12 protein-coding genes, 1 tRNA gene and 1 riboswitch are annotated in these 10895 nt (G+C 64.2%); of the genes, 7 read left to right on the top strand and 6 right to left on the bottom strand.

Features of this window, described 5'->3' with window-relative positions:
* The first annotated feature begins 102 nt into the window (after positions 1–102).
* Both GA566_RS26540 and GA566_RS26535 read left to right on the top strand, forming a co-directional pair.
* Positions 103–798, top strand: a complete 696-nt coding sequence (locus tag GA566_RS26540) for a helix-turn-helix transcriptional regulator (RefSeq protein ID WP_160474491.1) — start codon at positions 103–105, stop codon at positions 796–798.
* Between the two features lie 38 nt (positions 799–836).
* Complete coding sequence (locus tag GA566_RS26535; protein ID WP_137928378.1) at positions 837–1343, top strand: hypothetical protein; 507 nt, start codon at positions 837–839, stop codon at positions 1341–1343.
* Between the two features lie 27 nt (positions 1344–1370).
* Here GA566_RS26535 and GA566_RS26530 read toward each other — a convergent pair whose 3' ends face one another.
* Complete coding sequence (locus tag GA566_RS26530) at positions 1371–2378, bottom strand: LysR family transcriptional regulator (RefSeq protein ID WP_237380681.1); 1008 nt, start codon at positions 2376–2378, stop codon at positions 1371–1373.
* 252 nt (positions 2379–2630) lie between these two features.
* Here GA566_RS26530 and GA566_RS26525 point away from each other — a divergent pair, with 252 nt between their 5' ends.
* The 3 genes from GA566_RS26525 to GA566_RS26515 all read left to right on the top strand — a co-directional run bounded on the left by GA566_RS26525 (position 2631) and on the right by GA566_RS26515 (position 5064).
* Positions 2631–2897, top strand: coding sequence for a PepSY domain-containing protein (locus GA566_RS26525; RefSeq protein WP_137928379.1), 267 nt, complete (start codon positions 2631–2633; stop codon positions 2895–2897).
* A 2-nt stretch (positions 2898–2899) separates the two neighbouring features.
* On the top strand, positions 2900–3454 hold the full coding sequence (locus GA566_RS26520) for a cytochrome b/b6 domain-containing protein (protein WP_370459355.1): 555 nt from the start codon (positions 2900–2902) through the stop codon (positions 3452–3454).
* 58 nt (positions 3455–3512) lie between these two features.
* Positions 3513–3622, top strand: a riboswitch (glycine riboswitch).
* Positions 3623–3798: 176 nt separating this feature from the next.
* A complete protein-coding gene (locus GA566_RS26515) occupies positions 3799–5064 on the top strand; it encodes a D-amino acid dehydrogenase (RefSeq protein WP_160474490.1) in 1266 nt (421 codons plus the stop codon).
* A gap of 211 nt (positions 5065–5275) precedes the next feature.
* On the opposite strand, the gene GA566_RS26510 is transcribed toward GA566_RS26515, so the two are convergent.
* Together GA566_RS26510 and GA566_RS26505 are read right to left on the bottom strand one after the other, a co-directional pair.
* A tRNA-Leu gene (locus tag GA566_RS26510) sits at positions 5276–5362 on the bottom strand.
* An 84-nt stretch (positions 5363–5446) separates the two neighbouring features.
* Complete coding sequence (locus GA566_RS26505; protein ID WP_137927627.1) at positions 5447–7009, bottom strand: diguanylate cyclase domain-containing protein; 1563 nt, start codon at positions 7007–7009, stop codon at positions 5447–5449.
* A gap of 113 nt (positions 7010–7122) precedes the next feature.
* Here GA566_RS26505 and GA566_RS26500 point away from each other — a divergent pair, with 113 nt between their 5' ends.
* Complete coding sequence (locus GA566_RS26500) at positions 7123–7590, top strand: hypothetical protein (protein WP_160474489.1); 468 nt, start codon at positions 7123–7125, stop codon at positions 7588–7590.
* Positions 7591–7614: 24 nt separating this feature from the next.
* Here GA566_RS26500 and GA566_RS26495 read toward each other — a convergent pair whose 3' ends face one another.
* Together GA566_RS26495 and GA566_RS26490 are read right to left on the bottom strand one after the other, a co-directional pair.
* Positions 7615–8130, bottom strand: coding sequence for a hypothetical protein (locus GA566_RS26495; RefSeq protein WP_137927625.1), 516 nt, complete (start codon positions 8128–8130; stop codon positions 7615–7617).
* Positions 8131–8249: 119 nt separating this feature from the next.
* Positions 8250–9521, bottom strand: coding sequence for an MFS transporter (locus GA566_RS26490; protein ID WP_237380679.1), 1272 nt, complete (start codon positions 9519–9521; stop codon positions 8250–8252).
* Between the two features lie 166 nt (positions 9522–9687).
* On the opposite strand from GA566_RS26490, the gene GA566_RS26485 reads away from it, so the two are divergent.
* Positions 9688–10629: a LysR substrate-binding domain-containing protein gene (locus tag GA566_RS26485; protein WP_160474488.1), complete on the top strand. Its 942-nt coding sequence runs from the start codon at positions 9688–9690 to the stop codon at positions 10627–10629.
* Here the strand turns inward: GA566_RS26485 and GA566_RS26480 are convergent.
* Positions 10586–10852: a DUF2917 domain-containing protein gene (locus GA566_RS26480; protein ID WP_137927622.1), complete on the bottom strand. Its 267-nt coding sequence runs from the start codon at positions 10850–10852 to the stop codon at positions 10586–10588. The genes GA566_RS26485 and GA566_RS26480 overlap by 44 nt on opposite strands.
* Between the last annotated feature and the right edge of the window lie 43 nt (positions 10853–10895).

Below are 10895 nucleotides of genomic sequence, written 5' to 3'. Positions count from 1 at the left end.
TTTGATGCGAAGATGGTTTGCTTAATAACAACGATTGGACGCACTTTCGCCCGTCATTCCGCTCGTCCTATACTGCATCCATTCTTCACCCTTCACTGAATCATGGAATTTGCACCCGGTATCAGCCAGCTCGCTGGATTGCTCTCCGACCCAGGCCGGGCGGCCATGTTGTGGGCGTTGATGGATGGCAGTGCGCGGCCGGCGGGGGAGTTGGCGTTGATTGCGGGGTTGTCGGCGTCGTCGACGAGCGGGCATCTGTCGCGGTTGTCCGAGGGTGGGTTGCTGGTGGTGGAGACGCGCGGGCGGAATCGCTATTACCGGCTGGCGACGCCCGAGATCGGGGTGGCCATCGAGGCGCTGGCTACGGCTTCGCTGGCCAGTCAGCCGCCGCGGATGCGGGCCGTGCCGGTGTCGCGCACGGCGCCGCCCGCCCTTCGGCAGGCGCGGACCTGCTATGACCACCTCGCCGGGGAACTTGCGGTAGGGCTTTTCGAACGAATGTCGCAGGCGGGATGGTTCGCGGTGGCGGGTTCGTCAGTGGATCTGACTGCGGACGGTACGCAGGCGATGACGCAGCTTGGCATCGACCTGGCTGCCGCGCGGCGCAAGCGGCGGCAGTTTGCCTGCACCTGTCCTGACTGGAGTGAGCGCAAACCCCATCTGGGCGGTGCGCTTGGAGCGGCGATGTTGCAGGCGCTGCTGGCGCGGGGCTGGGTGGAACCCACCGCAACCTCGCGAGCGCTGCGTGTGACGCCGAGCGGACATCGAGAGATCGAAAAAGTGGCGGCTACCATCTAGAATGACGCCCGAAACACGCGCCAAGAAGGAGGCAGCATATGGCAATTGAACTGGAAGACGACGCGCAGGACGCAATCAGCCGCCTGTTCGCATTGATCAATCTCGGCGATACGCAGCAGACCACGCGCCATCTGGCACTGTTCGAGGAAGCGCTGGAAGATTCCGAGGAAGACGAGGCCGACGGCGACGCCCTGCTCTACCAGATCAAGGAAGTGATCGACTGGGAAGCCGGCTTCTATGTCGATTGGAAGGATGCCGAGTCATTCATCGGCTGCCTGAACCAGTTGTGCGAGCGCATGGACCTGGAAATCAACTGGGGCACCGACGATACCGAGGACGAGGACTTCCTGGAGGGCACGAGCGTGCCTGAACTGATGGAACTGGTGACCGATCAATTGCGCGTGGCCGGCTACACGCTGTGGAACTGGGACACCGGCGGCGACGCGTACGCCGGGTTTATCACCCGCAGCGAAGACGACGACGAGATGCTGGAGATCGCCGAAACGCTCGCACTGGACGTGCGCACCGGCGACCAGCCTTACTAAGGGTGTAGCGAGCGCCAGTCCCTCGCGTTAGCCCAGCGTCAAGACGGCGGGGGCCGCGTTTGCGCCGGCTTCCGCCAGCAGCATGGGCTCCGCCGATTCTGCCGCTGCGGCATCCGATCGCAGCACAGGGCGGCGGGCCGCTTCCGGTACGCCCAGCGTTTCCTCCAGCGCGTTGAGGAACGCCCGCACACTGGCTGGCATGAGCTTGCGCGCCGGCATCAGCACGTACACCTTCAACGGCGACGACGCATAGGCAGGCAGCACGCGCACCAGTTGCCCCTGCAGCAATTGCTCGTGCACGAAACGCGGCGAGAGTCGCGTTACGCCGAGTCCGTCGACGGCGGCCTTGAGCCGGACTTCCGCGTTGTGCGTGCAGATACGCGGCACCACATCCATCGAGAATGTTTCCACGCGGTCGCGCAGAAACTCCCAGTGCGTGTCATCGAGATTCCCCACAGTCGGCCAGCCCTGCAGGTCCTGCGGCGTCCGCGGCAAACCCCGTTCGCGGATCAGCGACGGCGCGGCGTAAAACGCGCGGTCGATCAACACCACGCGCTTGCTGGCAAACGAACTGTCGTGCAGGTTCGTGTCGGTCATCACGAAAGCCAGGTCATAGCCATGGCGAACCAGATCGGGCTGGTCCCAACTGACGTCCAACTGCACGCGCAGCGACGGATGCTGCTTCAGCAGCCGGTTCAGCGTGGGCGACAGATGCTGCGAACCCACTTCGTACGGCGTGGCAATCCGGATAGTGCCGCTGACTTCGTCGCTGAACGAGGCGGCTTCGGCACTGATCTCGCGCAGCGCGCCGAACAGGGGTGCAACGCGTTCATAGAGTTGCTGCCCGCGCTGCGTCACACGCACACGGCGCGTGGTGCGCTCGAACAGGCGTGCGCCGAGTTGGCCTTCCAGCCGCGCCACCGCGGCACTGGCCGACGACTTGGGGACTTCAGCCAGCTCCGCACCCTGTGTGAAGCCGCCGCCTTCCACCACTCGGCAGAAGATTTCCCAGTCCTTCCAGTCGCTCGTTTTCATCTGACACCTTATTCGTAGTATTTCTCCGGGAAAACCCTAGCCCGGCGGGCGATTGTCCCACACTACGAACAATGATGAAGTCCACGCTCTTAGTGTGGACATTACGGGACGATGACATCGGGGTGACATTCACAGTAGCGAGCGATGTACTCGGCGCATGCCGTCCACCGGGAAAGCGATGACATGAAACGTGTCTCATTCCAGAATACGATGCGAGACATCGCCCGAATGGGTAAATCGGAGGAGTCATTCATGTACAAGTTCGCAGCCTTTGCCCTCGCTGGCCTATTCTCCTCGGCAGCGTTCGCTGGCGCCAACTGCGCCAAGCACCCCAAGGCCGAATGGATGCCGGAGGCTGACGCCAAGGCCAAGATCGCGGCCCAGGGCTACAACATCAAGAAGTTCAAGGTGGACGGCAACTGCTACGAGATCTACGGCACCACCAAGGACGGCAAGAAGGCCGAGATTTATTTCGACACGAAGACGCTCGACATCGTGAAATCGGAAATCGAGAAGTAAGCATGTCCACGCCGGCGGATCGCATGGAGCGGTCCGATACGCTCGCCGTATGGGATCTGGCCGTCCGCTTCACGCACTGGAGCGTGGCGGCCATCGTCCTGTTCGATATCTTCGATGACTCCGGCGACCGCCTGCACCGTGTGCTGGGCTATGTGGCGGCCGGATTGGTACTGTTTCGGATTCTCTGGGGATTTGTCGGCACCGAGCACGCGCGCTTTGGTGCCTGGCTGCCGCGTCCGGCTGGCGTGCTGCTCTATGCCCGGGCATTGCTGCGTGGCCGCGCGCCGCGCCATCTCAGCCACACGCCGCTCGGCGCCGTGATGATGCTCGCCATGTGGGCGCTGATCCTTGGCCTCGCCGTCACGGGATGGATGTCCCGGCTCGATCCGTTCTGGGGCGAGGACTGGCCCATCGACATCCATCGATGGATGTCGAACACGCTGCTCGGGCTGGTCGTCGTCCACGTAATCGCGGCCATCGCCATGAGCCTCAAGCTGCGCGAGAACCTCATAGCGGCGATGCTCACCGGCCGCAAGCGTCGCGCCTCGGATCGTTGATATCGCTCAATGGACATAGCCGAAATCTTAAAACCTGTGGCATAGTGCCTCACGTTGTCCCGTGATATCGGGAGAGCCCGTGCCAGTCCGACTCGATCCGACAGGCAGCACGGCGCCGAAGGAGCAACCGCCCCGGAAACTCTCAGGCAAAAGGACCGATATCGCCAATGCACTCTGAAGAACCACGGCTCTCACGTCGGCCGCTGGTACCGAAGGAGCAAGCGATGTGTGCCGTCCTCCGCGACCGGCGCCGCGCGAATCTCTCAGGTCAAGGACAGAGGGGGCGTCTATCCGCGCATGGGGCGCGGTGGACTGCCATCCCTTGACGTCCTCGCGACCTTCTCATGAAAACCATTGCAGTGATCGGCGGCGGTATTACCGGCGTCACGACCGCTTACGCCCTCGCCAAGCGCGGATTCTCCGTCACGCTCTTCGAACGCCATCGCTATGCGGCCATGGAGACATCGTTCGCCAATGGCGGACAGCTATCGGCATCGAACGCCGAAGTCTGGACGCACTGGTCCACGCTCGTTAAGGGTGTGAAGTGGATGCTCCGCAACGATGCGCCGCTGCTGGTCAACCCGCGCCCTACGTGGCACAAGTTGAGCTGGTTCGCCGAGTTCATCGCGTCGATGCCGCACTATCGCAGCAACACCGTGGAGACGGCGCGGCTTGCCATTGCCGCACGCCAGCACCTGTTTGCCTGGGCGGATGCGGAAGGTATCGATTTCGATCTGAAGCGGCGCGGCATCCTGCATATCTATCGCAACAAGTCGGGGTTCGATCATGCCGGGCGCGTGTCGACGCTGCTGGCCGAAGGCGGACTGGAGCGGCGCGCGGTCACGCCTGCGGAGATGCGCGATATCGAGCCGACGCTGGCCGGCAAGTTCTACGGTGGGTACTACACCGAGAGCGATGCCACCGGCGATATCCACAAGTTCACCAGTGGGCTCGCGGCGGCCGTGCAGCGGCTGGGCGTGACTACGCTATACAACCAGGACGTGCGCACGCTATCGACCACAGGCCGACGCGTCACCGTGGTATCCGCCGAAGACGGTCTGCCCTCATCGCGCGAGTTCGACGGCATCGTGGTGTGCGCTGGCGTGGCGAGCCGCACCTTTGCGCAGCAGCTTGGCGATCGCGTCAACATCTATCCGGTGAAGGGTTACTCGATCACGGTCAACCTGAACGATGCCGAGAGCCAGGCCGGCGCGCCTGTTGTGAGCCTGCTCGATGATGAAACCAAACTGGTCACTAGCCGGCTGGGTGTCGATCGTTTTCGGGTGGCGGGCACGGCGGAGTTCAATGGCATCAATCGCGATATCCGCGCCGATCGCATTCGTCCGCTGATCGACTGGGTGCACGCATGTTTTCCTGCGGTGAGCACACGCAGCGTCGTGCCCTGGGCCGGGCTGCGCCCGATGATGCCGAACATGATGCCGCGCGTGGGCAGGGGTCATGCGGCCAATGTGTTTTACAACACGGGGCATGGGCATCTGGGATGGACGCTGTCAGCGGTGACGGCCGAGATGGTGGGAGATGTGGTGCGGGGGGCTGGGGCTGAGGTGGTGGTGGCTGGGGGCGAGGTGGGGGGTAGTGCGGTTGCCTGAATCGCCTGATGGTGTGCTCCCCTCTCCCGCATGGCGGGAGAGGGGTTGGGGGAGAGGGCTGGAGGTACAAATTGCTACGTGGTCGGCAAGCAGAGCCTCCGGCCCTCTCCCCCGCCCCTCTCCCATTTCATGGGAGAGGGGAGCAAACCAACAGCATTTGGGGCGCACAAATGAAAAACCCCCGCTCTTACGAGCGAGGGTTTATCTGAATTGGTGCCCAGAAGAGGACTCGAACCTCCACAGTGTTGCCACCGCTAGGACCTGAACCTAGTGCGTCTACCAATTCCGCCATCTGGGCTTCGTATCGCTGCATTGCTGCGTCGATGCGAGCCGCGAATTCTACAGAAGACTTGGCAATTTGCAAGCCCTTTTCGCGCGATGGTCACAATCCGGTGTTTTGCACGCCGAGGGACAGGCTGCCGTCGAGCACATACCGGTTACGCCCCGCGCGCTTGGCGCGGTACATCGCGCTGTCGGCGCGGTGCAGCAGTGGCTCCAGGCGAGGCGCCTCCGGCAGTGTGCAGACGGCGCCCACACTGATCGTCACGAAGGGCTGCACTGGCGTGCCGTTGTGCGGAATGCCAAGGTCTCGCACCGATGCCACCAGCCCGCGGGCAACACTGCGTGTCTCGTCCACGTTCGAATTCGGCAGCACCACGGCGAACTCCTCGCCGCCCAGGCGCGCGCAGAACTGGTCGTCGCGCAGCACGCCGTTCAGTGCCGATGCCACCTGCCGCAGGCATTCGTCGCCCACGGGATGCCCATACTGATCGTTGAACTGCTTGAACAAGTCCACATCGAGAATCAGCAACCCAAGTTCCTGGCCACGTTCGTACGCGCGGGTGACGGCTGCCAGAGACTCGCGCTGGAAAAACCGCCGGTTCGGGATGCCCGTCAGTGCATCGATGTCGAGGTCCGCCTGCACGCGCGACAGTTGCGTCGTCAGCGCCAGCTCACGCGATTGATAGCGGCTGATATCGTGCAGGAACACCAGCCTGCCGATGGTCTTGCCGTCCATGCGGACGACCGGCTCTACCGACAACTCGAACTGGGCACCCTCCGGGATGTAATGGGGCGTTTCGCCAGGCGCGTCCAGCACCGCGTTCCACTGCGTGGGTGGCAACTGGCCGCGCCGCATCTCGGGCAATAGCCGCATGGCTGCAGGATTGCATTCGGCGATACGGCCATCGGCGCCGATCACCACACAGCCTTCGCGGATCGTGTCAAAGACGCGCAGCCGCGCATAGTGGCCGATGTCTTCCAGATGCGTGCGCAAGGCGCAGATCCAGACCAGCACCGTCATCAGCGAGAACGTGGCCGGCGTGAGGTCACCGCCGAGCGGACCGGTCCAGCGATACAAGTAGGCGATGTGTGTGAGCAGCGGCAGGAACAGGCCGCCCATCAGCACGTTGCGGCCGCGCACGGACAATGCGGCATTGGGCACGCGCGCCGTGGCCAGGAAGTACATGCTCAGGCCCAGCATGCCGTAGGTCCATGCGGCCACCAGCGTGTAGCCGATGCCGTGATGGAATACCGCACCGGGCGACACGCCGGGCGGCATCAGTTCGATCGACGTCCAGATCAGCCCGTGCCGCTCGTTGGTGAAGACCAGCGCCAGCGTGAGCAGCGCGGCAAACACCGGCACGCCGAGCATCGACCACGGCACGACAAAGCGTGGACGGCTCAGGTGGATCATCGCCACGAGCCAGCCGATGGGCACCGCGACGATCCCCGCATATTGGAACTTGGCCCAGAAGATGCGTCCCGCCAATCCGGTCTCGCTGATTTCCAGCAGCCGGCCTCCGCTCCAGATCGCCACGCCGCCAGCGAGCACCAGGAACGCGCGGACCGTGGGATCGTCGCGCCTCGGCCAGGCGGCAATGGCCATGCCCACACTGCAGACAACGGCAATGGTCAGGCAAAGGACGAGAGGATACGATGGCATGAAAGCGTGACGGGGCCGATGTCGAAACCTCGCCGGCAACGGCGGGGCGAACCATTATAGGCCCGCGCAGTCCCATCTCCGCCGCGCCTCAACGCACACATCTGGAACTCGACGTGCCCATCATTCTTCTCGGACTGGCGATTCTCATCGCCTTTATCTACGGCCTGGTCCGCCTTTACCAGAACGTAGCTGGCGCCTTTGGCACCGTGGCCGGTGCAGCCGCGGTAATCGCCATATTGGCTGCACTCACCGCACTGTTCCTGGCATGGCTGCGCCGCTACCGTGCGATTCACGGCAAGCGCGTCGGCGGCGAGCGCGTGCTGACGCTGGCAGGAGACTGGGGAACGCTGAAGGTGGATGCGGAGCGCAAGAACGCCGTGATCGAGATGAACGGCCAGCGCGAGATGCTGATCTTTGCCGATATCGCCAATTCGAGGCCCGAGGCGCGCGAGGGGCGCTGGTACATCGTGCTGGCATTGCACCACCACAAGCAGGCCGAGTGGGCGATTCCGGTGCCGGATCGCAATGCGGCCAGCCGGTGGGAAACCATCTTCCGGCTGGCCGCATTGCAAAAGCTGTGAACGCGTCGCTAACCCAACGCCCGATCAGCGCTTGCTGCGATCGCTGCCGCGAGCATCCTGAATGATCATCGTGCGATCCAGTACGCCGTTGTCGTCGAAGTAGATGCTGAAATGGGCCGGCACATAGCCGGGCAGGTACATGCGGTACGACCACGCCTCGCGTTTCATCAGCGCGTAGTACTGGATCGGCTCCTTCGGCGTGCCCCAGCGTTCCAGCGCATCTTTCTTGGTCCAGACGCCGGGACGCGCGGTGTAGATCTCGGCTTCCGTCAGCATCTGGCGATAGTTCGTCAGCCGGCCGCTCGCATCGAAATCGGCAGCGTAGATATCGAAGCCGTACGGCTGCTTCGAATAGATCCAGCGTTGCGTGCCGTCCGCCAGCTGGAATGTCTCGGTGGGAGCGCCGAAGGTATCGCGCACGGTAGCCTGCGGGCTGCCGATCAGTTTCTTGCCGGTCTCTTCAGGCTGCAGCGTGGCGCAGGCACTCATCGCAATGGCCACGGCGATGGCGCCTGTCCAGGCAAAGAATCGATTGAGCATGGCGGGGCCTCCGTATCCGTATCCAGGCAGGTTCGAGCAGGTTCGCGCCGTCCGCAGACGGCGCCCTCGCGCGGAGCTTACACCACTCGCAGCAGCCATGCCGATGCACGCAGCGCGCGTCAGGTCCGCGCCGCCTGCCACGGCGCGCGCACCACTTCGCGATCGTCGATGGGCCAGTGCAGCGCGGCGGCCACCACCCCCAGCGCCATCGCGCCCATCCACACTGGATCATAGGAATGCGTCAGCTCGAATACCAGCCCGCCCAGCCACACGCCCAGGAACGACCCTAACTGATGCCCGAAGAACACGAAGCCGAACAGCGTGGTGATGTATCGCACGCCGAACACCTGCGAGACGATGCCGCTGGTCAACGGCACGGTGCCCAGCCACAGGAATCCCATCACGGCTGCAAAGCCATAGAGAGTCCACGCACTCAACGGCAGCAATACGAACAACGCCATGGCCGAGGTACGCGCCAGATAGATGCCCGCCAGCAGGTATTTGCGCGTATGCCGCCCGCCCAGCCAGCCAAAGCAATAGGTGCCGAAAATATTGGCCAGCGCAATCAATGCCAGTGCCACCATCGCGCTGTCCGGCGCCATGCCCTTGTCGCGCAGATAGGCCGGCAGATGGTTCGCGATGAAGGCCAGTTGAAACCCGCAAGCGAGGAATCCCAGGTTCAGCAGCCAGAAACCGGAATGGCCAAACGCTTCGCGGATAGCCGCGCCCATGGGCTGCTCGTCCCCTTCGGCATCGATAGCGCCGCTCGCTGGCTGCACCGGGCGATCCCGAAACGGCAACGCAAACGGCAGCAGCACCGCCATCACTACGGCGAACACCAGCAGCGCCTGCTGCCATCCCACGCCCGATAGCAATGCCTGCGCAATGGGCACCATCAGGAACTGGCCAACGCCGCCCAGCGCACCGGCGATGCCGAGCATGCGGCTGCGCTGCGTGGGCGGCGTCATGCGGCTCAGCGCGCCATAGACCACGCCGAACGTGGTGCCGGACTGTGCGATGCCGATGCACACGCCGGCCATCGCCACAAAGCCGGTCGTGGAAGGCGCGAGTGCCATGCCTGCCAGGCCGATGCCATAAAGCACCACGCCGGCCAGCATCGCCTTCCACGAGCCGAGCCGGTCCGCCACCATGCCCATGAGAGGCTGCGAGAGACCCCAGACCAGGTTCTGCACGGCCATGGCGAAGGCCACGGTGTCGCGCGTCCATCCCCGCTCGGCGACGATCGGCAGCAGGAACAACCCCTGCACGTGGCGCACGCCCAGCGACAGGCCCAGCACGAGCCCCGCCGCCAGCAGCAGGAATCCGGTGGCGCGCCACCACGGCGCTTCGGCGGCAGCGAGCGAGTTGGGTCTGGCAGTCTTGGCACGCATGGCGGAGTTCCTGAGGTGAAGCGATGGCAATGGCCATATTTCAGGCGAAAAGTGGCACGGATTCAAACGAGTTTTCGACCCTCCAGACATTCCCATCACGCATGGCTGACGATCCGGTTCCGTGCTGTAATCCCACGCATCGATTCTCTGATGCGCCCCCGTCACCATGTCCGTTCCGCTCGTCCGCCTGTTTCCACTCGATCTCTTGAAGGGCTTTGTGGCCGTGGGCCGGCGCATGAGCATCACCCAGGCGGCCGACGACCTGTGCCTGACCCAATCCGCCATGAGCCGCCAGATCCGCGCGCTGGAAGACCATCTGCAAGTGCGCCTGTTCGTGCGCCAGCATCGGGGCGTGGCCTTCACCCCGGAGGGCGAGCGCCTGTTCCGCAGCGCCGATGGCGCGGTGCAGCAACTGCAGGACGTGGCCGGGGAAATCCGCAAACGCGAGGGGCGGCAACCCGTTACCGTGACGGCCAGCATCGGCGTGGCGGGGCTCTGGCTGCTGCCGAGGCTCGGCAGCCTGCAGCGGCAATTTCCGCAACTCGATGTGCGACTGTCGGCCATCAACGCAATCAGCGATCTGCGGGCGGACGGTATCGACCTGGCCATCCGCTACTGCCCGGCATCGGCCGCGCCGCCGCATGCAATCCGCCTCTTCGACGAGACCATCGCGCCTGTTGCCAATGCCACGCTGGGCATTCCGGCCGTGCTCTCGGCCGATACGCTCGCGGGCCTGCCCTTGCTCGAACTTGACGATCCACGACCGTGGCTGGGCTGGCGCAACTGGCTCGGCGCGCAGGGCTACCGGCAAGCCAACCGCCGCGGCATGCTGCGCTTCAACCAGTACGACCAGGTCATCCAGGCGGCGCTGGCTGGCCAGGGCGTGACGCTGGGACGCCTGGAACTGATCGAGCCACTGCTCGCAGGCGGTCAGTTGCAGGTGCTGACCACGGCAGGTGCCGCCATGCCCAGCCCCAATGCCTATTGGCTGATCCATGCCACCGAACAGCCGCGCCAAGACGTGCGGCATGTGGCGGAATGGATTCGGGAGGAAGCGGCACGCGTCAGGCCAGGCGCAGCGCCAGCCGCGCATCCTGCGGCGCGGTGATGCGGCATTGCACGGCGCCTGCGCCCCGCAGCGCGCTCAGAAAATAGGTGGCAGTTTCCGTCACGCAGTGGCTTTGCCCCGGCAGCAACACGATGTCTTCCGAGCGCCTGGCCTGCGCGTGCTCCACCGTCACCCACAGGCTGCCGGCCTGGCAGGCGAGCCGCGCACCAGCGCGCAGCGCCACGGGGATGCAGTCCGAATCGATCAAGAGGTTCCAGGTCATGGCAGGCTCCTTGCCCGTTTGTCCTTGTCACCTTTGCAGTCTC

The organism is Cupriavidus sp. SW-Y-13 (assembly GCF_009793345.1).
In the GTDB taxonomy this organism is placed as follows: domain Bacteria; phylum Pseudomonadota; class Gammaproteobacteria; order Burkholderiales; family Burkholderiaceae; genus Cupriavidus.
Note: the sequence above shows the minus strand (reverse complement) of the source record. Positions and strands in the feature narration are given on the sequence as shown.

Excerpts from the sequence above, each read along its gene's own strand:
- GA566_RS26540 (WP_160474491.1), top strand. The coding sequence starts at position 103 with ATGGAATTTGCACCCGGTATCAGCCAGCTCGCTGGATTGCTCTCCGAC.
- GA566_RS26535 (WP_137928378.1), top strand. The coding sequence starts at position 837 with ATGGCAATTGAACTGGAAGACGACGCGCAGGACGCAATCAGCCGCCTG.
- GA566_RS26530 (WP_237380681.1), bottom strand. The coding sequence starts at position 2,378 with ATGAAAACGAGCGACTGGAAGGACTGGGAAATCTTCTGCCGAGTGGTG.
- GA566_RS26525 (WP_137928379.1), top strand. The coding sequence starts at position 2,631 with ATGTACAAGTTCGCAGCCTTTGCCCTCGCTGGCCTATTCTCCTCGGCA.
- GA566_RS26520 (WP_370459355.1), top strand. The coding sequence starts at position 2,900 with ATGTCCACGCCGGCGGATCGCATGGAGCGGTCCGATACGCTCGCCGTA.
- GA566_RS26515 (WP_160474490.1), top strand. The coding sequence starts at position 3,799 with ATGAAAACCATTGCAGTGATCGGCGGCGGTATTACCGGCGTCACGACC.
- GA566_RS26505 (WP_137927627.1), bottom strand. The coding sequence starts at position 7,009 with ATGCCATCGTATCCTCTCGTCCTTTGCCTGACCATTGCCGTTGTCTGC.
- GA566_RS26495 (WP_137927625.1), bottom strand. The coding sequence starts at position 8,130 with ATGCTCAATCGATTCTTTGCCTGGACAGGCGCCATCGCCGTGGCCATT.
- GA566_RS26490 (WP_237380679.1), bottom strand. The coding sequence starts at position 9,521 with ATGCGTGCCAAGACTGCCAGACCCAACTCGCTCGCTGCCGCCGAAGCG.
- GA566_RS26485 (WP_160474488.1), top strand. The coding sequence starts at position 9,688 with ATGTCCGTTCCGCTCGTCCGCCTGTTTCCACTCGATCTCTTGAAGGGC.
- GA566_RS26480 (WP_137927622.1), bottom strand. The coding sequence starts at position 10,852 with ATGACCTGGAACCTCTTGATCGATTCGGACTGCATCCCCGTGGCGCTG.